Origin of the sequence: Pisciglobus halotolerans (genome assembly GCF_900113675.1) — a bacterium.
Classification (GTDB): domain Bacteria; phylum Bacillota; class Bacilli; order Lactobacillales; family Carnobacteriaceae; genus Pisciglobus; species Pisciglobus halotolerans.
The window spans coordinates 14,814-35,211 of record NZ_FOQE01000015.1 but is presented as its reverse complement, the minus strand read 5'-3'; the positions used below and the strand labels follow the sequence as shown (position 1 = coordinate 35,211).

Here is a 20,398-nt window from a genome sequence, read left to right as displayed (position 1 = left end):
TCAATGCAAGAATACTTAGATAAAGCAGAACACGTTTTTAATTAAAATGCTGTTTTTTATTCGGTAATGATTCCGCAACAAAATCATGTTAAACCATTTGTATGGAGGAAATAAAAAATGAATAAAGATACAGTATACCACTTTGTAGGGATCAAAGGCTCAGGTATGAGCGCACTTGCATTAGTGTTACATGATAAAGGATTTAAAGTACAAGGCTCTGATGTAGAAAAATATTTCTTTACTCAAAAAAACTTAGAAGAAGCACATGTTCCGATGTTTACTTTTAGTAAAGATAACATCCATGAAGGACTAACGATTATAGCGGGAAATGCTTTCCCAGACACACACGAAGAAATTGTTGAAGCAAAAAAATTAGGCCTTGAAGTGATTCGTTATCACGATTTTCTTGGTGAGTTATTGCATAGCTACACGAGCATAGCGATAACCGGATCACATGGCAAAACGAGTACAACCGGTCTATTGTCACATGTGATGAGCAATATTGAAAGTACCAGTTATCTGATTGGCGATGGAACAGGCCACGGTGATCCAGATGCTGATTTCTTTGTGTTAGAAGCTTGTGAATATCAACGGCACTTTTTAGCTTATCGACCAGATTATGCTATTATGACCAATATCGACTTTGATCACCCAGATTACTTTAGAGACATCAATGATGTTTTCGATGCTTTTCAATCAATGGCTGATCAAGTAAAAGAAGCTGTGATCGCATGTGGCGACGACATTTATTTAAGAAAATTAAAATCAAACGTGCCGATTTTTTATTATGGCTTTAATGAAGACAATGATTATCAAGCAAGGAACCTTACTCGTTCCACAACTGGTTCACAATTTGATGTTTATGTGCAAGACCAATTTTATGGACATTTTGAGATACCGACATTTGGAAAGCATAATGTGCTAAATGCGTTAGCAGTTATTGCGACAGCTCATCTTGAAAAGATCTCCAAAGAAAAGGTACAAGAAAACCTTTTGACTTTCGAAGGCGTAAAAAGAAGATTTACTGAAAAAATCGTTCAAGACATCATCATTATTGATGATTACGCTCATCATCCGTCAGAGATCAGAGCTACGATCGATGCTGCTCGTCAAAAGTATCCAGATAAAGAAATCATTGCTGTTTTCCAACCCCATACTTTTACACGTACGATCGCTTTAATGGAAGAATTTGCAGGAGCTTTAAACTTAGCCGATGTCACTTTCTTATGCGATATTTTTGGTTCTGCTAGAGAAAATGTAGGAGAAGTGAAGATTGAAGATTTGGCTGAAAAAATCGAAGGTAATGCGTCTATTTTAAAAGTCGACAATATGTCTCCTTTGCTGGATTACCATGATGCTGTCGTCATTTTTATGGGAGCAGGCGATGTTCAAAAATTTGAACAAGCTTATGAAACCTTGTTAAGCCATACTGCGTTAACTAAATAAAAAAGTTGAGATAAAAAGTCAAACCGGATTCTTCTGACTTTTTATCTCTTTTTTGTTAAAATGGTAGGGATATAAGAACAAATTGGACTGATATGAAAAAAAGAAATAAGCAGTAGATCAAAGGAGAAAAATGATGGCTAAAAAAAATAAATTGTTACTCATTGATGGAAGCAGTGTAGCGTTCAGAGCTTTTTTTGCACTCCATAATCAACTGGAAAGCTTCAAAAACAGAAACGGTCTGCATACGAACGCTTTGTATGGATTCCATAACATGATCGAAAAGATCTTAAAGGAAGAAAACCCAACGCATGCACTTGTCGCTTTTGATGCAGGAAAAACCACTTTTCGAACTGAATTTTATCCAGAGTATAAAGCAGGCAGAGCGAAGACACCAAGAGAGTTTACTGAGCAAATGCCTTATTTGCGTGAGCTTTTGAAAGGGTTTGGAATCTATTACTATGAACTGGAAAACTACGAAGCAGACGACATTATTGGGACGCTCTCTGCTCAAGCAGATGAAAAAGCATTTGATGTTGTCGTTGTTTCAGGTGATCGCGACTTGACGCAGTTGGCTAAAGATAATGTAAAAGTTGACATCACGGTCAAAGGTGTTAGTGAAACCAAAACGTATACAGTTGAATCGATCAAGGAAGAATATGGCATTGCGCCATTACAGATCATCGACATGAAAGGACTAGCTGGCGATAAATCAGATAACATCCCAGGAGTAACCAAAATCGGTGAAAAAACAGCGCTCACGTTGCTGCAAGAGTATGGCACAGTTGAAGGGCTATACGAGCATATTGACGATATGAAAAAAAGCAAACGCAAAGAAAATTTGATCAATGAAAAAGAAACAGCACTTCTCAGTAAAAAACTAGCGACGATCATAAAAGATGCTCCTTTAGCCATCACACTAAATGACTTAGTTTATAATGGTCCAGACACGAAAAAACTGATAGATTTTTATAAAGAAATGGATTTCAAGTCTCACTTGAATCGATTGGATACAAGCGAGTTAGAAGAAACACTTGAAGCCAATCGTTCGGATATTCAATTCCAAAAGGTAACCATTCTTACAGACGAAATGTTCAAAGACAACCAATCCATTTATGTTGAAATGTTGACCGATAACTATCATACAGCTCAAGTAGTCGGTATCAGTTGGGGAAACGAAGAGAAAATCTATGCTTGCGAACCTGAAGTTGCGTTTCATTCTGACATTTTTAAAAAATGGGCAGAAGATGGTCACTCAAAGAAAAAGACCTTTGATTCCAAACGAACTTATGTAGCACTGAAACATCATGGGATCGAATTGAAAGGGGTAGTAGCAGATCTTTCGTTAGAAGCTTATTTGTTAGACGTGAAGGACAATAGCAGTGACTTAGCAGCGATCGCTGAAGAATATGATTATTTTGATGTGGCAACAGATGAAAGTGTTTATGGAAAAGGTGCCAAACGAAAAGTGCCGGAAGACAAAGAACAATTGTATGCTCATTTGGCGCGAAAAATCAAAGCCATCGCTATTCTTTGTGACCAGCTGATGGAAAAATTAGAGGAAAACCAGCAAACGGAATTGTTTACAGATATAGAGCTGCCGCTAGCTAACGTCTTAGCAGACATGGAAATGGCTGGAATAACAGTCAATAGCAAACGCCTAGAAGAAATGAAAGGCGAGTTTGCAGAAAAGCTGCAAGAATTGGAGCAAAAGATTTATGCAGAAGCAGGTGAAACATTCAACATCAATTCACCTAAACAGCTAGGAGTCATTTTGTTTGAAAAAATGGGTTATCCCGTGATCAAAAAAACGAAAACAGGTTATTCAACAGCAGTCGATGTTTTGGAACAGTTGCAAGACCAGGCACCGATCGTTGCATACATCCTTCAATACCGTCAGATCGCAAAAATCCAGTCCACTTATATCGAGGGTTTATTGAAAGTGATCGATAAAAAGACTGGAAAAGTCCATACACGTTTCAGCCAAACAACGGCACGTACAGGACGCCTCAGCTCAGTCGATCCTAACTTACAAAACATTCCGATCCGATTGGAAGAAGGGCGAAAGATCAGACAGGCCTTTGTACCGCGTGAAGAAAATTGGCGCATTTTTGCTTCAGATTATTCACAAATCGAGTTGCGCGTATTGGCTCATGTTTCAGATGATCAGCATTTGAAAGAAGCGTTTATTGAAGGGCAGGATATTCATGCGAGTACAGCTATGCGTGTCTTTGGCTTAGAAAAAGCAGAAGATGTCACTCCTAATATTAGACGACAAGCTAAAGCTGTTAATTTCGGTATCGTTTATGGTATTAGTGATTACGGTTTATCCCAAAATCTAGGAATTTCGCGTAAAGAAGCGCAACAGTTTATTGATACGTACTTTGAAAAGTATCCAGGCGTTAAACAATATATGGAAGATGTCGTGCGAGAAGCAAAAGATAAAGGGTATGTGGAAACATTATTCCATCGCCGCCGCTATCTCAGTGACATTAATTCTAGAAACTATAATTTGCGTTCATTTGCAGAGCGAACAGCCATCAACACACCTATCCAAGGCAGTGCGGCGGATATTATCAAAGTTGCGATGATTCAAATGGAGAAAGCGCTGAAAGCATCAGATTTACGTGCAACAATGCTGTTGCAAGTGCATGATGAATTGATTTTTGAAGCCCCGGAAGAAGAAATCGAAACATTAGAAAAGTTAGTAACTGACGTGATGGAACACGCCGTTGCGTTAAGCGTACCTTTGCTAGTTGAAAGCGACAACGGGAAAAGTTGGTACGATGCAAAATAAAAAATAATAGGAGGCCAAGTGTTTGCCAGAATTACCAGAAGTAGAAACAACAAGAAAAGGATTAATGCAGCTTGTTCAAGGCGCAAAGATAAAAAGTGTCGATGTTTATTGGCCTAGGATCATTGCAGGCGAAAAAACAGAAGACGATTTTTCGATTGCTTTAGAAAATGAAACCATTCATCAAATCGGTCGAAGAGGAAAATTTCTGCTTTTTTACTTGGATCATTGGACATTGATTTCTCACTTGCGGATGGAAGGGAAATATGAAGTTGTTTCTAGTGAGGAACCTTTAAAAGTACATTCTCATGTTGTTTTTCATTTAGAAGATGGAAGAGATTTGCGATACTTAGATGTTCGCAAATTCGGCAGAATGGCTTTGGTTCCTTTAAACAAAGAGAATGACTATCCAGGGATACAAAAGCTCGGACCTGAACCGACGAAAGAAAAGTTTGATTTAAATCTATTCAAGACAAATTTAAAAAAACACAAAAAAGCGATCAAACCTTTGCTGCTGGATCAAACGCTGGTTACAGGACTAGGAAACATTTATGTTGATGAAGCACTGTTTGAAGCAAAGATCCATCCTTTAAGAGCAGCAAATCAATTAAGTGATGAGGAGATCCGCTCATTGCATCAAGCCATTATTTCTGTTTTAGGGCGGGCAGTAGAAGCTGGCGGGACAACGATTCGTACCTACAAAAATGCTTTGGGAGAAGCAGGGAAATTTCAACTCGCTCTCAAAGTCTATGGTCAGACTGGAGAACCTTGTCCAACTTGTGGAAGACCCATCAAAAAAATGACAGTTGCACAGCGAGGAACTCATTTCTGTGCCTATTGTCAGCCTGAATAAACGACTTTGTTAAGGACAGACGTTTAGAAGAAGCGAGGGGTACTATGAAAAAATGTATATTAGGGTTAACAGGCAGCATAGGAACTGGAAAATCAACCGTCAGTACGATTTTTAAACAACAAAGGATCCCGGTTGTTGATGCGGATGTCGGCGCTAGAGCAGTAGTGGAACCCGGAACCATCGGCTTAAAACGGATTGAAAAGACTTTTGGCAGCAGCGTGATTGCTAAAGATGGTACGCTCGATCGAAAAGCATTGGGCGGCATCGTTTTTAGTGATGCAGACAAACGACAGCATCTTGATCGTTTGTTAGCGGATTTGATCTATCAGTGGATCCAAAAGGAAAAAGATCAGTACATTGCGGCAGGAGCAGATCTCGTGGTCTTGGATATTCCATTGCTATTTGAAGCGGGTTATGATAAAGAAGTGGACAAAGTGATGGTCGTAACGGTTACAGAGGAAACGCAACTGGAGCGGTTGATGAAAAGAGAACAGATCAAAGCAGAGGTTGCACAAGCAAAAATAGTTGCACAATTATCCATTGCTGAAAAAGTTATGCGAGCTGATTACGTGATCGACAACAATGGCACCAAAGAGAATACGGAAAAGCAAGTTTTACATTGGTTAACAAAAGAAGGATTTGCAAAGTGAGCGTTAGTGGAGTGTTAACGAAAATAAAACGAAAAAGAAGCTGTTTCTTCGTTAGTTGCGCATGTGTTATAATAAAATCAGAAACCAATCATGTATAAAAAGGATGATGAGCAGTGCAATGCCCTCGCTGTCAACATAATGGAACGAGAGTTGTGGATAGTCGCCCAGCCGATGATGGTCGTGCTATCCGGAGAAGAAGAGAATGTGAATCCTGCGGTTACCGTTTTACAACGTTTGAACGGTTAGAACAGCTGCCGCTTTTAGTAGTAAAGAAAAACGGCAACCGAGAAGAATTCAATCGCGAGAAGATTTTACGTGGTGTCGTTCGTTCATGCGAAAAAAGACCAGTAGCTATGGAACAAGTTGAAAAAATCGTAGATGAAGTAGAAAATGAGATTCGCAATCTAGGTGAAAGTGAAGTTACTTCAACCGTGATCGGCGAACATGTGATGCAGAAATTAGCAAAAACAGATGAAGTGGCTTATATTCGTTTTGCCAGCGTATATCGTCAATTTAAAGACATTGAAGTATTTATGCAAGAAATGAAGGAGTTAGAAGAAAGAAAGAAGAAACAATATGAGGATTAGTTTAAGCAAAAAGGGGTCAGTAAGATGAGTTACCCATGGAAATCCCTCAGTCCAAAAGATGGCTTCTTGGTTAGACAACAAGCGCTGCTTTCAGATATCGATCATCAAATGCTGACGTTTTTGTATCAACCTTTAATAGGAGTAGCGGCTTACAGTCTATATATGACCTTGTGGACAGAAGTGGAGAAAGAGACCTATTGGAGTGAAGGAAATCTTCATTCCGAATTATTATCTCTTTTGAGTATCGGCATACCGGAGTTTTATCAAGCAAGAGTCAAACTGGAAGCTATTGGTCTTTTAAAGACTTATCTCCAAACCAGTCCTGAAAAAAAGTATATTTACGAATTACAGCGGCCTCAAGAAAGTGAAGCTTTTTTTAAAGATGACTTGTTGAGTTTATTATTATTAGAACAAGTAGGTGAAAGAAAGTTTAAAAAGCTGAGAAAACATTTTTCTGTCCAGCAAATATCGTCTTCTTTTGAAGACATCACGAAATCTTTTCTTGATGTGTATCAATTCGACCCGGCTAAGCTAACATCAGCTCAATCAGTTTTAAAAGAACCGGTACCTTTGATTTCTAAAGAACCGCAAAACAGCCCTAAACTAGATGCAACGACATTTGACTGGGACTTTTTCTATGCTGGGTTGCATAGTCAATATGTGGACCGCTCAGCGATTACAGAAGAAGTAAAAGAAATTGTTATCACACTGCACCATTTATATGGTATGGATGAAATGGCAGCTCAACACTACTTGGCCGATGCCAGCAATCTTGAAACAGGGAAAATCGATACACGCCGACTAAAAAAAGTAGTCTATGACGATTTTCATCGTCAGCATCCAGCTAAGCTAGAAATAACAAAACCAGAAGAAGCGACAGAAGAGCAACATCAACAGCAAACACAGTATATCGAACGGTTAAAACAAGAAGGGTTTTCAGATTCTGATATCAATATGATTCAAATCAGTTCGCAATTCTCACCAATAGAGTTTATCACCAACATCAAAGAACAGATGAAAGGATATGTTTCTAGAGGAGAAGAAAATGTCATTACAGATTTGGTAAAAAGATCGAGTTTACCAACTCCTGTCATTAACATTCTGATTCATTATGTTTTGATCGTCCAACAAAATGTTATGTTTGAACGGAATTTTTCTGAAAAAATTGCTAACGATTGGGCGCAAAGTGGTGTGACAACACCTGAAGAAGCTATGTTGAAAGTGAAAAAATTCCATAAAGAAAAAACTGAAAAATATAAACGAAATATTGGAAGGAAAAATGCCTCTTCTTCAACGGCGAATCGATCAGCTGGTTCTGCTTACCGTAATAAAACGGTCAGAAAAGAACGTTTGCCGGATTGGGCAAAAGATGATTATGTGGCACCAAAAGAAAAAGTCGCAACGGAAGAGGATCAACAAGCTTTTCGTGATCGTTTGAATCGGATTCGGAATAAGAAAAAAGAAGGTGAATAAGCATGGATAACGTAGGAAAAGGATTGAGCCGGATCTTTAAAACAAGGAATTGGGATGAAACCTTTGAACAGTTGATGAAAGAAGTGTTGAAAGATCCGGAAGTTATTCAATTTATTCAGGAGCATTCCGAACAGTTGAATGAAGAGAAAATTGTTAAGTCTTATGCTAAACTGTATGAATTCGTGCAAGAAAAAAATAAATTCAGACAAAACAACAATCCTTTGGCACCAGGCTATCGACCAACACTGATCATGAACCATCATTTTATTGATGTGACATATGTACCGACGGCTGAGTTGATAGACAAACAAAAAAGACAAGAAATCAAAAATCGTATTCACGCCATGGATATGCCTAAAGACGTTCGTGAAGCTTCTTTTGACCGGTATGAAGCATCGGAAGACCGAATGCAAGCTACAAATGAGGCAATGGAATTTATTGACAATTATACTGACCATCCTCAACGATTCCAAAAAGGATTGTATTTACAAGGATCTTTTGGTGTTGGTAAATCCTATTTGCTAGGCGCTATCGCTCATGAATTAGCAGAAGAAGGATTTAATACAACTCTCGTTCATTTTCCTTCTTTTGCAGTTGAGATGAAACAATCAATCGGTAACAATACATCAGGAGAAAAAATTGAATGGGTAAAACAAGCGCCTATTTTAATGTTGGATGATATTGGCGCCGATAGTATGTCAAGTTGGATCAGGGATGATGTATTAGGTGTGATCTTGCAGTATCGTATGCAGGAACAGCTGGCAACTTTTTTCTCTTCTAATTTAGATATGGAACAACTTGAAGAACATCTTACCGTTTCGCAACGAGGAGAAGAAGAACCGCTAAAAGCTAAAAGATTGATGGAACGAATTCGTTATTTGGCAAAAGAAGTCAAAATGGAGGGACACAATCGTCGATTCGCTTAATACAAAAGGGAATCTTTATCTGTGATCGACTGACCTATTCAAGAAAAAAAAGGCTTGCTTCAAAAACATAAACGTGCTTTAATAATAATGAAAAGATAAATCTGTGAGAAAGATATGAAGATAAGACCATTCATTTCAAGAGAAGGAAATAATTGGTGGAAGTTTCCTAAATGAACCTTATGTTTACCACTTTCGAGTGCAAAGATGAATAAAGTAGTCTTTGTCGTTTAGCTAACGTTAATAAGCCAAGAGGACAGATCGTCTAAAGGTCTGTTGAACTTGGGTGGAACCGCGTGTTAAACGTCCCATTTGCAATCCAATATGGATTGTAAATGGGACGTTTTTTTGACGAAAAGTTTAAATTTTTAATGAGGGGCAACTCCCTTCATCAGCCTTATTTTAGAAATCACTTTTCAGCCATGAACGTGTTGTTTTTTAGGGTTTATCTTGAAGTTACCAAATGTTAACAAAATAGGAAATCTATTTTACGTGTTCAAAAAAGGATTGGCAGTCTTTAGAGCTGCAGCATCTTTGCTAACGAACATGTAAAGAGGATTTAAAAAGATATGGAGGAAATAAAATGTCAGAAATCATGATTACTTTTCCTGATGGAGCAGTGAAACCTTTTCCGTTTGGAACAACAACAGAAGAAATCGCACAAAGTATCAGCAAAAGTTTAAGCAAAAAAGCAATTGCCGGAAAATTTAATGGAGAATTAGTGGATTACAAACGTTCTTTAGAAGAAGACGGTACGATCGAAATCGTTACACCCAATCACGAAGATGCATTAGGGATTTTACGGCATTCGGCTGCCCACTTGATGGCGAATGCGTTGGTTCATTTATATCCTGGAATTCACTTTGGTGTTGGTCCAGCGATCGAGAATGGTTTTTACTACGATACAGATTCAGAACAAACCATTACAGAAGAAGACCTTCCAAAAATCGAAGCTGAAATGATGAAAATCGTGAAGGAAAATAAACCGATCATCCGCAAAGAAGTATCGCGTGAAGAAGCATTAGAAATGTTTAAACATGATCCTTACAAAGTTGAATTGATCAATGAACTTCCTGAAGATGAAGTCATTTCAATTTATGACCAAGGCGATTTTGTTGACTTGTGTCGCGGAGTGCATGTTCCAACAACAGGTCGCATCCAGGTCTTCAAGCTTCTTTCGCTTGCAGGCGCTTATTGGCGAGGCAAATCAGACAATAAAATGATGCAACGCATTTACGGAACAGCCTTTTTTGATAAAAAAGAGCTCAAGGAATTTTTGAAAATGCGTGAAGAAGCCAAAGAACGTGATCACCGTAAATTAGGCAAAGAGCTAGACTTATTCATGATTTCTCAAGAAGTGGGTTCTGGTTTGCCGTTCTGGCTTCCAAAAGGGGCTACCATTCGTCGCACAGTTGAACGCTACATTACTGACCGCGAAATCAGTTTGGGATATCAACATGTATACACTCCGATCATGGCAGACGTTGAATTGTATAAAACTTCCGGACATTGGGATCATTACCATGAAGACATGTTCCCACCAATGGATATGGGAGACGGTGAAATGCTTGTTTTACGTCCAATGAACTGTCCGCATCACATGATGGTTTATAAAAATGACATTCACAGCTACAGAGAACTGCCGATTCGTATTGCCGAGCTTGGCATGATGCACCGTTATGAAAAGAGTGGAGCCTTATCTGGATTACAACGCGTACGTGAAATGACATTGAATGATGGGCACACATTTGTACGTCCAGATCAAATCCAAGATGAATTCAAGCGCACGTTAGAATTGATGCTGGCCGTTTATGATGACTTTAATATTACCGATTACCGTTTTCGTTTAAGTTACCGTGATCCGAACAACACGGAAAAGTATTACGATGATGATGAAATGTGGACAAAAGCTCAAACAATGTTGAAAGCAGCAATGGATGAAATGGAATTGGATTATTTTGAAGCAGAAGGAGAAGCAGCCTTTTATGGTCCAAAACTAGATGTGCTAGTGAAAACTGCTATCGGAATTGAAGAAACCTTATCAACTATTCAACTAGACTTTTTACTTCCAGAACGCTTTGATTTGACTTATGTAGGTGAAGATGGAGAAAACACGCATCGTCCGGTTGTTATCCACCGCGGCATTGTTTCAACAATGGAACGTTTCGTTGCCTACTTAATCGAAGAATATAAAGGGGCCTTCCCAACCTGGCTTGCTCCTGTTCAAGCTACGATCATTCCAGTCAACCTTGAACTACACATGGATTATGCAAATGAGATCAAAGAAAAAATGCAACGTTTAGGTATGCGCGTTGAGTTGGATAGCCGCAACGAAAAAATGGGCTATAAGATCCGTGCTTCTCAATTGCAAAAGATTCCATATCAATTAGTTGTTGGTGATAACGAAGTAGCTGAAAATACCGTGACTGTCCGTAAATACAATGAAAAAGCTACCCATACGCAAAGCTTAGCAGCCTTTTTACAAATGATCGATGATGAAATCAAAACATTTGGAAAAGAAACGACGAAAGACTAAAAGAAAATAGTTGACGACATTTTCAAATGATGCTATACTATAAAAGTTGAGAAAACAAAGCAGAAGCACCCGCTTCTCGCCTTAGTTGACGATTGTCTCTGGGCTAGATATAAACGATGAAGTCTTATGCACGGCATAAGTACGGAACTTTTTATAGGCGGGTTCATGTGGATCCGTCTATTTTTCTGCTGTTCTTTCTCTCAAATAATGTGGAGGTGAATGACCATAGCAAAAGATATGATGGTAAATGACGGCATTCGTGCTCGTGAATTACGCGTTATTGGTAGTGATGGGGAACAAATTGGTTTGAAATCAAAGAGTGAAGCCTTAAAACTTGCAGAAGCAGCAAACCTAGACTTAGTATTAGTTGCACCAAATGCAAAACCGCCAGTTGCACGTATAATGGATTACGGTAAATACCGTTACGAGATTCAAAAGAAAGAAAAAGAAGCTCGTAAAAATCAAAAAACCTTCAGTGTTAAAGAAGTTCGTTTGAGTCCTTCAATTGACGTAAACGACTTTAATACCAAACTTCGCAATGCACGGAAGTTCCTTGAAAAAGGAGATAAAGTCAAAGCATCTATCCGCTTTAAAGGACGCGCGATCACGCACAAAGAAATCGGTAGAGAAGTCCTTGAACGTGTAGCTAAAGAAACAGAAGACATTGCTGTTTTAGAAACGAAAGCTAAAATGGATGGACGCAGCATGTTTATTATGTTAGCACCAAAAAGTGAAAAGTAAGAGGATTTTAGGAGGAATATCAAATGCCAAAACAAAAAACACACCGTGGTTCAGCAAAACGGTTCAAAAGAACAGGTAATGGCGGACTAAAACGTCACCATGCTAAAACAAGCCATATGTTTGCTAACAAATCACAAAAACAAAAACGTAAATTACGTAAAGCAGCAATGGTTTCTAAAGATGACTACAAACGTATTCGCCAACAATTATCTCAAATGAAATAAGCTAACACTTAGATAGAAATAGAAAATAAACTAGAATGAAGTTAAACATTTCCGAAAATGGAATGTTTAAAGGAGGAGAACATTATGCCACGTGTAAAAGGTGGATCAGTGACGCGCCAACGTCGTAAAAAAGTTTTGAAATTAGCTAAAGGTTACTACGGTTCAAAAAATACTTTATTTAAAGTTGCAAACCAACAAGTAATGAAATCTTACCAATACGCTTACAGAGATCGTCGTCAAAAGAAACGCGATTTCCGTAAATTATGGATCGCTCGTATCAATGCAGCTGCTCGTATGAACAACATGAGCTACAGCACTTTGATGCATGGATTGAAAGTAGCGGGTATCGATATCAACCGTAAAATGTTAGCTGACGTTGCCATTAGCGACCCAGCAGCATTCACTGCTTTGACTGAACAAGCAAAAACAGCATTAAACAAATAACATAATGATAAAAAGACAAGATGTGAGGCATATGCCTTCGTCTTGTCTTTTTTTATCTTTATGAATTTTTGACCAAGGTTAAATACTATAGACCCGAATTTTTTTTGATATCTTCAATTTTTCAGAAGAATTATGCAATCAAGAAAACAAAAAAGGATAACTCCATATTCAAATCAATGTTTGAGAATGGTTTAGGGGAACTTGTTTAATCGATAAAAAATATTGTTCAGCAACAGATCGACTTATTTTTGTTGAAGAGAAAATGAATAAAGATTGATTAAAAATTTCCTTTGTTTTTTCATATTCTTTTCATAGGTTTCCCGTAAAGATTGCCAGTTCAAGATTTTGATGTTACGATATGGCGGAGTAAAGGTCGTGTTTCAGTAAAGCAGGCTCAGATGGGAGGCAACAGATGAAGAAAAAGAATTTTAAAAAATGGTTTAGCATTTCTCTTTTATTCTTGCCCTTAATGGCTTCGTGTCAATCAGAAAAGGAGAATCCTGCAGTCAGTCAAACATCAGCCTCTCAACAGGAAGAAGAAAAGGTCCTGAACCTGACTGAAACTTCTGAAATCCCAACTATGGATAGCGTACTCCAGAGAGATAGTGTCAGCGGAAATGTAATGAATAATGTTTTTGAAGGGCTCTATCGACAAGGGGAAGAAGGGGAAATTGTTCCAGGAATGGCAGAAGATGAACCTGAAGTAAGCGAGGATGGAATGACCTATGTCTTTACGATACGCGACGATGCTTTCTGGTCGGATGGATCACCCGTAACAGCAGAAGATTTTGTTTTCGCTTGGCGCAGGTTAGCAGATCCTGACACAGAAGCTGCTTATAGCTACTTAATAGAAGACTTGATCAAAAACGCAGATAACATTTTAGCAGGAGAAGAGGATCCGAAAACATTAGGTGTTAAAGCTATAGATGCTAAACACTTGGAAGCTCAATTGACTCATGCCTTGCCTTATTTCAAAAGTTTACTGACGTTGCCGGCATTTTATCCTCAAAATGAAGCATTTTTTGAAGAAAAAGGAGAAACTTATGGCACGTCTAGCGATGACTTGGTCTATAATGGTCCCTTTGTGTTATCAGAATGGGATGGCGTTGGATTAAGTTGGGTATATAAAAAAAATGACACCTATTGGGATGCAAAAAACGTCAACTTAGATGAGATCAATGTTGATGTGGTCAAAGAAAATTATACTGGATTAAACTTGTATTATGATGACATGGTCGATCAAATCACGCTCTCAGGAGAAGCAGTTGCTTCTTTACAAGATAAAAAAGAATTAACCTTTATTCCTACCTCTTCTGTTTATTATTTAAAATTTAACCAAGAACGAGACGGAAAACCGACGCCTCTAGCTAATCAGCATATTCGTAAAGGGATAGCCATGGCATTCGACAAAAAAGGTTTTGTTTCTACTGTTTTACAAAATGGTTCGATTCCTACTGATGCTCTCGTTCCTCAAAAGTTTGCTTATGATCCAGAAACAGGAGAAGACTTTAGAAATCAAAATGGCTCGCTGTTGTCTTATCAAAAACTAAAAGCTCAGCAATATTTTGCTAAAGGATTGAAAGAAATAGGAAAAACGTCTCTTCAACTTGAAATTATCGCGGATGATACCGCAATTGCACGAGAATCTTTAGAATACTTACAAAAACAACTAACAGAAAATCTAAAGGGTTTAGACATTACAATCACAAATGTTCCTTTTTATACACGCTTATCGACTGACGAGAATCAAGACTATGACATTCAATTAGCGGGTTGGTCTGCTGATTACGCTGATCCACTTAACTTTCTAGAGTTGTTTACAACAGACAACGGCAATAACCATACAAGTTTTTCAGACAATGTTTATGATCATTTGATCGCTGAAGCAGAAACGTCTACGCTTGATTTGAATAAACGCTGGCAAACCCTTCTAGAAGCGGAAAAGAGGTTAATGGAAGAGGCAGCTATTGCACCTGTTTATCAACAATATAAAGCAATATTAAAGAAAGATTATGTTCAAGATGTTATTACGTCTACAGTAGGTCCTGAATACACGTATAAATGGACAACAATCAAAAAATAAGAAAGAGGAAGGCGTTTTTGTGCAGTATGAGGTAAACGGCTTCCTCTTTTCTATCCTCGCTATCAGCAAGCAGCTGAAAAAAGTTTCGATAGTCATATAAAGGAAAATCATGATATAATAGCAAGGAAACGAAATGGGAGGCAATCTGATGGATGAAAAAGAATTGAACTTTTTAAAAGAATTGACAGATGCAAAAGGCGTGCCCGGAAACGAAGGGCAAGTGAGAAACGTCTTTGAAAAGTATGCCCGTCAATCAACAGAAAACATTTCATATGATGGACTTGGAAGTGTGATCGCAAAACATGTAGGCGCTCAGGAAGGTCCTAAAGTACTCTTTGCAAGTCACTTAGATGAAGTTGGCTTCATGGTTACGAAAATTTCAGAAGAAGGCTTTCTTAAATTTACACCGCTTGGCGGCTGGTGGGCAAATGTTATGCTGGCACAACAGGTCGAAATCACAACTGCTGACAATACTATCATACACGGTGTGATCGGCTGCAAGCCACCGCATGTATTGACAAAAGAAGTGCGAGAAAAGGCTTATGATATTCAAGAGATGTTCATTGATATCGGAGCATCAAGCAAAGAAGAAGCAAGTTCTTGGGGCGTGAAACCAGGAGATATGGTAACACCTTATACGGAATTCAGACGTCTAAACGGTTCAAAGTTCCTACTGGCTAAAGCATGGGATAACCGTATTGGTACAGCTGTAACATTAAAAGTATTAGAACAGTTGGTCAACGAAGGACATCCAAATAAAATTTTTGCAGTTGGAAATGTTCAGGAAGAAGTTGGACTAAGAGGAGCAAAAACAGCGACTCATCTAGCGGATCCTGATATTGCATTTGCATTAGATACTGGAACGGCTGGTGATACACCAGGAATGACAGAGAAAGAGGCAGATTCAAAACTTGGCAAAGGTCCACAAATCATTATTTATGATGCTTCAATGGTTGCACATAAAGGATTGCGTGATTTTGTCATCCAAGTAGCGGAAGAAATGAATATTCCTTATCAACTGACTGTTATCCCTGGCGGCGGAACTGATGCTGGAAGCCAACATGTAACAAGAAATGGCTTACCTGCTTTAGCTGTTACAGTAGCTACCCGTTATTTACATTCACATACTTCGATCATCCATGAAGATGATTATTTGAATACGGTAAAACTGATGACAGAAGTCGTTAAACGTCTTGACTCCGAGACAGCTAAAAAGATTATCCTTCAGTAAGCAAGAAACAAAATGACTGGCAAATGACTACCTATTTTAAAGTGATTTGTCAGTCATTGCATTTTTAAACTTCTGATGAGCAGGCAGGTGAAGGAATTGAAACGTTCGAAGAAAAGGATTGCTGTCATTGGGGCAGGAATCACGGGGTTAACGACAGCCTATCGCATAAAGAAAAAAATCGAAGCAGAAAATTTACCTTTCGAACTCATGATTTTAGAGGCGGGATTAAGAGCTGGCGGAAAAATTTATACAGCTAACATTGAAGGACAATTTGTTGATCTTGGGGCCGAATCGATCGATACGAGATACCCAGAAGGATTAGCCTTGGTCAAGGAACTAGGATTAGAAAATGACTTGATATACAGTGAAGGAGACAAGCAAGATATCTTCTTTTATAATCAGCTCCATCAACTGCCTTATCCTACATATAAAGGAATTCCAGTTAACAAAAGTGATATTTGGAAAAACAAGTTATTGACTTTCAATGGGAAGTTATCAAGTTTTAAAGACAGTATTTTACCTGCAGAACAAATTGAAGAAGATCTTGAAATGAGTCAGTTTTTAAAAAGAAGACTCGGAGAAGAAATGGTAGAACATATTGTAGAGCCTTTCTTTTCGAAAGTTTATGCTAGTGATTTAGATGATATGGGAATAAAAGCTTCTCGTGAAATCATTTATTTTTTGGAGCAGGAATACGGCAGCATTTCTAAAGGGCTGGCGCATCACCCTGAATTGATGGATCAGTCAGGAAATTATGTGACCTTTAAACAAGGGCTCTCTAAACTAACGGAGACATTGGCTAGTATTTTGGAACCGCATATTCAATACGGGAAAAAAGTAATGGAAATCCGTAAAGGTACTCAAAACACTTATATCCTTAGTATCAATAACAAGGAAGAAGTTCGTGTAGGAGCATTGTGTGTGGCTGTTCCTCCAACTGAGTATCAAAATCTATTGACAGAAGAGGATGAATTGAACCCATTATTCAGTCAGATCCACACTTCTTCGATAGGTTCCGTTTTGTTCAGCTTTTCTAAAGATGATGTGCCAATAGAGCCAAAAGGCTTTGGAGTGGTTACGCCGAGAAGAAATGACTCATTTGTTACTTCCATTGTTTTCTTAAATAAAAAATGGCCGTCTATGCAATCTTCAGATGATCTATTGATCAACGTCAGCTTTGGTCGCAAAGGCGAAGATATGCTGGTGTCTTTAAGCAATCGAGAAATAGAAGAATCGATTCTAAAAGATTTAGAAACGATTCTTGGGATCACTCGTCCGCCAAAATATTGTGTTATCAAGCGTTGGCTAAATGCTATCCCGCAATATACGGTAAAACAGGAAGAAGAAATGAAAAAAATCACTGAGAAACTCCATCAATACTACCAAGGTGTTTATATCGCTGGAACGGGCTTAGAAGGTTTTGGTATCAGTCAATGCATCCGACAAGGAAATCGAGTTGGAGAAGAAATGGTATCGTACATTAAAAAACAAAATTGTATCAATAATGAAAGAAAGACGGATTGAATTAAAAAAAGCTTGTTCTTCTGATAGAAGAATGGCTTTTTTTATTTTCATTTGGGGTTTTGTGCTGTAAAGTAGTAAAAGAGACCAATGAGAGAGGAGAAGAGAGATGCGCTTAACAGTTTTAGGTTTTTGGGGAGGTTATCCGACCCGAAATGGTGGCACAAGTTCCTATTTGTTAGAATCAGAAGATGATCACCTTTTGATCGATGCCGGCAGTGCTTCTTTGATTTCGTTAGAAGAAGTATTAGATCCTTTAGATTTAGATGCTGTCTTAATTTCTCACTATCACTATGATCATATTGCTGATTTAGGTGTACTGCAATTTACCCATCAGTTAAAGAAAAGCGAAAAACAACGCTCTTCACTGCTGTCCATTTATGGACATCAAGAAGACCAGGAAAATTTTGCGCGTTTAACAATGGAAAATGTTTCTTTAGGCAAGGCTTACCACGAAGAAGACCATTTGGAAATTGGTCCATTTGAAGTAACCTTCATGAGAACGCTGCACCCTGTTCCTTGTTTCGCTTTTCGTATAAAAGAAAAGAAAACGGGAAAAATACTGGTGTTCACTGCGGACTCAGGTTACCTGGAAGGTTTTATTCCATTTGCTGAAGATGCAGATGTACTTTTAGCGGATACGAATTTCTATGAAGGAACAGGTAATCGTCAAGTGCATATGTCTGCAGACGAAGTAGGAAAAATTGCTGCAGAAGCAAAAGTGAAAAAGCTCATTTTGACTCACTTGCCGCAAGAAGGAAACGTGGAAGAATTAAAACACCAAGCAGCAGCGCTTTATAAAGACGGCGAAATTCTTATTGCTAAAAAACATCTGATCGTTGATATTTAAAAAGGACAAAAAATATTATAGGATCTATTTAACGATGTAGACGGATAAAGGAGAAAATAGTATGTATTATGTAAAAAATGAACGCAATGGAAAAGAAATTTTTGATCCACGAGTAAACTTAGCGATCGAATATTATTTATTAAATGAAGTTCAACTAGATGAATCGATTCTTTTATTTTATATCAATCAACCTTCAATCATTATTGGTCGAAACCAAAATGCTTATGAAGAAATCAATCGTGATTATGTAGAAGAAAATGGTATCTATGTTGTACGTCGTTTTTCAGGTGGAGGAGCTGTTTATCATGATTATGGCAACCTATCCTTTTGTTTTATTACAAAAGACGATGGCAACTCTTTCCGAAATTTCAGTAAATTTACAGAACCGGTTATCCAAGCACTGCATAAAATCGGTGTTGAAGGGGCAGAATTGAAAGGCAGAAATGACTTATTGATCAACGGCCAAAAGTTTTCCGGTAATGCGATGTATGCTAAAAATGGACGTATGACTGCTCATGGAACCATTATGTTCGATAGTGAAATCAATGAAGTTGTAAAGGCACTGAAACCTAAAAAAGAGAAATTAGAATCAAAAGGCATCAAGTCGATCAGAAGTCGTGTAACCAATATTAAACCGTATATGTCAGATGAATATCAAAATATGAACACAAAACAATTCCGTGAGCGTCTACTGCTCAGTATTTTTGATGTTGATATAGCGGAAGAAGCTAAGCAATATGTATTGACAGATGAAGACTGGAAAAAAATCGATGAATACACGCAGAATTATTTCGGAAATTGGGAATGGAACTATGGAAAATCACCGAAATTTGATGTTGAACGTGGACAACGTTTTCCAATTGGTACGATCGATGTAAAAATGGATGTCAATAATGGTGTGATACAAGACATCCGTATTTATGGAGATTTCTTTGGTATGGGAGAAATCGCTGATGTTGAAGCACGATTAAAAGGAACTAAATATGAAGCTGCAGCGATTAAAGACGTGATGAGCCAAATCGATATAAAGAAATACTTTGGTGACATTTCTGTTGATGATCTAGTCAAATTGATTTATTAATGAACGGTATGTGCTTCTATTTCTTGTGAGATAGGCACAAAAGGAGACCGGGGTTGCAGAAACTGAAAGAAGAGCTGAAAATGGATTCAGCTCTTCTTTTTAAAAAATACATTTATGGTAAGACAGAATCATAGAATATGAAAACCCTGCAGACAAACTGAAAGCTTGAAGAAGAGGAGTAGATGCTTTAGCTTTTCCATTATAAAATAACGACTATAAAAAAAGGTGGTCTAGGAAAGAAATCCTTGTGAATTGGAAGGAAGATTAAATTTTAACAGCATTCGTACGTTTAAAATTATTGTTTATTTGTAATAATTATAATTATACAAAAAGCGTTAAAAAAGCCTGTATAAATGCAATGTTTAGCAATATTACACATTTTTTTGTATTACCTCTACGAAAAATAAACAAAAAAATGACGAAATTTGTACAAAAAATGTCAAAAAGGGGTAGACTTAAAATATTGTATACGCTATAATAATGAACATGAGCTAGTAAGTTAACTGACTGGTCTAATGAAATAGACACGTTCCAAACACAAAAGGAGAGATACATATGGTAACTTTATTTACATCACCTAGCTGCACTTCATGTCGGAAAGCAAGAGCATGGCTCGAAGAAAATCACATTCCTTACCAAGAAAGAAATGTTTTTTCAGAACCTTTATCGATCACTGAAATCAAATCGATTTTAAGAATGACAGAAGACGGCACGGAAGAAGTGATCTCTACGCGTTCAAAAGCTTTTCAGGAACTGAATGTTGATTTAGACGATTTAGGATTAAATGAATTATTTGATCTCATTCAAGAAAATCCTGGATTGCTACGCAGACCAATCATGTTAGATGAAAAAAGATTGCAAGTTGGCTACAACGAAGATGAAATACGTCGTTTCCTTCCAAGAGAAGTCAGAGCCATCGAGCTACAAAGAGCACAATTGATTGCAGGTATTTAAAATCAAAGAA

17 protein-coding genes and 1 other annotated feature are annotated in these 20,398 nt (G+C 37.8%); all 17 genes read left to right on the top strand.

Going from position 1 to position 20,398, the window contains the following annotated elements:
- Window positions 1–117 precede the first annotated feature (117 nt).
- The 17 genes from murC (at window position 118) to spxA (ending at window position 20,388) form a co-directional block, all read left to right on the top strand.
- The gene (murC, locus tag BM057_RS06495; RefSeq protein ID WP_047392618.1) at window positions 118–1,446 is read left to right on the top strand and encodes a UDP-N-acetylmuramate--L-alanine ligase; all 1,329 of its coding nucleotides are present in this window, start codon (window positions 118–120) and stop codon (window positions 1,444–1,446) included.
- A 133-nt stretch (window positions 1,447–1,579) separates the two neighbouring features.
- Window positions 1,580–4,240, top strand: coding sequence for a DNA polymerase I (polA, locus tag BM057_RS06490; RefSeq protein ID WP_092092319.1), 2,661 nt, complete (start codon window positions 1,580–1,582; stop codon window positions 4,238–4,240).
- Window positions 4,241–4,262: 22 nt separating this feature from the next.
- Window positions 4,263–5,090 (top strand): DNA-formamidopyrimidine glycosylase, encoded by an 828-nt coding sequence (mutM, locus tag BM057_RS06485; RefSeq protein ID WP_092092317.1) that lies wholly within the window; start codon window positions 4,263–4,265, stop codon window positions 5,088–5,090.
- Between the two features lie 44 nt (window positions 5,091–5,134).
- Window positions 5,135–5,740 (top strand): dephospho-CoA kinase, encoded by a 606-nt coding sequence (coaE, locus tag BM057_RS06480; RefSeq protein ID WP_092092315.1) that lies wholly within the window; start codon window positions 5,135–5,137, stop codon window positions 5,738–5,740.
- Window positions 5,741–5,853: 113 nt separating this feature from the next.
- On the top strand, window positions 5,854–6,327 hold the full coding sequence (gene nrdR, locus BM057_RS06475) for a transcriptional regulator NrdR (RefSeq protein ID WP_047392609.1): 474 nt from the start codon (window positions 5,854–5,856) through the stop codon (window positions 6,325–6,327).
- A 24-nt stretch (window positions 6,328–6,351) separates the two neighbouring features.
- Window positions 6,352–7,800 (top strand): replication initiation and membrane attachment family protein, encoded by a 1,449-nt coding sequence (locus BM057_RS06470; RefSeq protein ID WP_047392607.1) that lies wholly within the window; start codon window positions 6,352–6,354, stop codon window positions 7,798–7,800.
- A 2-nt stretch (window positions 7,801–7,802) separates the two neighbouring features.
- Window positions 7,803–8,726 carry a primosomal protein DnaI gene (gene dnaI / locus BM057_RS06465; RefSeq protein WP_047392605.1) on the top strand — a complete coding sequence of 308 codons (924 nt, stop codon included), beginning with the start codon at window positions 7,803–7,805 and terminating at the stop codon, window positions 8,724–8,726.
- A gap of 94 nt (window positions 8,727–8,820) precedes the next feature.
- Window positions 8,821–9,037, top strand: a binding site (T-box leader).
- A gap of 269 nt (window positions 9,038–9,306) precedes the next feature.
- The gene (gene thrS, locus BM057_RS06460; protein WP_092092313.1) at window positions 9,307–11,259 is read left to right on the top strand and encodes a threonine--tRNA ligase; all 1,953 of its coding nucleotides are present in this window, start codon (window positions 9,307–9,309) and stop codon (window positions 11,257–11,259) included.
- A 219-nt stretch (window positions 11,260–11,478) separates the two neighbouring features.
- Window positions 11,479–12,000 carry a translation initiation factor IF-3 gene (infC, locus tag BM057_RS06455; RefSeq protein WP_092092311.1) on the top strand — a complete coding sequence of 174 codons (522 nt, stop codon included), beginning with the start codon at window positions 11,479–11,481 and terminating at the stop codon, window positions 11,998–12,000.
- A 23-nt stretch (window positions 12,001–12,023) separates the two neighbouring features.
- The gene (rpmI, locus tag BM057_RS06450; protein WP_047392595.1) at window positions 12,024–12,224 is read left to right on the top strand and encodes a 50S ribosomal protein L35; all 201 of its coding nucleotides are present in this window, start codon (window positions 12,024–12,026) and stop codon (window positions 12,222–12,224) included.
- Between the two features lie 84 nt (window positions 12,225–12,308).
- A complete protein-coding gene (gene rplT / locus BM057_RS06445; protein ID WP_047392592.1) occupies window positions 12,309–12,668 on the top strand; it encodes a 50S ribosomal protein L20 in 360 nt (119 codons plus the stop codon).
- A 412-nt stretch (window positions 12,669–13,080) separates the two neighbouring features.
- Window positions 13,081–14,751 carry a peptide ABC transporter substrate-binding protein gene (locus tag BM057_RS06440; protein ID WP_092092309.1) on the top strand — a complete coding sequence of 557 codons (1,671 nt, stop codon included), beginning with the start codon at window positions 13,081–13,083 and terminating at the stop codon, window positions 14,749–14,751.
- Window positions 14,752–14,899: 148 nt separating this feature from the next.
- Window positions 14,900–15,982 carry a M42 family metallopeptidase gene (locus tag BM057_RS06435; RefSeq protein ID WP_092092307.1) on the top strand — a complete coding sequence of 361 codons (1,083 nt, stop codon included), beginning with the start codon at window positions 14,900–14,902 and terminating at the stop codon, window positions 15,980–15,982.
- Between the two features lie 87 nt (window positions 15,983–16,069).
- Complete coding sequence (hemG, locus tag BM057_RS06430) at window positions 16,070–17,506, top strand: protoporphyrinogen oxidase (RefSeq protein WP_245741856.1); 1,437 nt, start codon at window positions 16,070–16,072, stop codon at window positions 17,504–17,506.
- A 106-nt stretch (window positions 17,507–17,612) separates the two neighbouring features.
- Window positions 17,613–18,353: an MBL fold metallo-hydrolase gene (locus BM057_RS06425; protein ID WP_092092303.1), complete on the top strand. Its 741-nt coding sequence runs from the start codon at window positions 17,613–17,615 to the stop codon at window positions 18,351–18,353.
- A 61-nt stretch (window positions 18,354–18,414) separates the two neighbouring features.
- Window positions 18,415–19,434 (top strand): lipoate--protein ligase, encoded by a 1,020-nt coding sequence (gene lplA / locus BM057_RS06420; protein WP_092092301.1) that lies wholly within the window; start codon window positions 18,415–18,417, stop codon window positions 19,432–19,434.
- Between the two features lie 555 nt (window positions 19,435–19,989).
- On the top strand, window positions 19,990–20,388 hold the full coding sequence (gene spxA, locus BM057_RS06415; protein WP_047392579.1) for a transcriptional regulator SpxA: 399 nt from the start codon (window positions 19,990–19,992) through the stop codon (window positions 20,386–20,388).
- Window positions 20,389–20,398 lie beyond the last annotated feature (10 nt).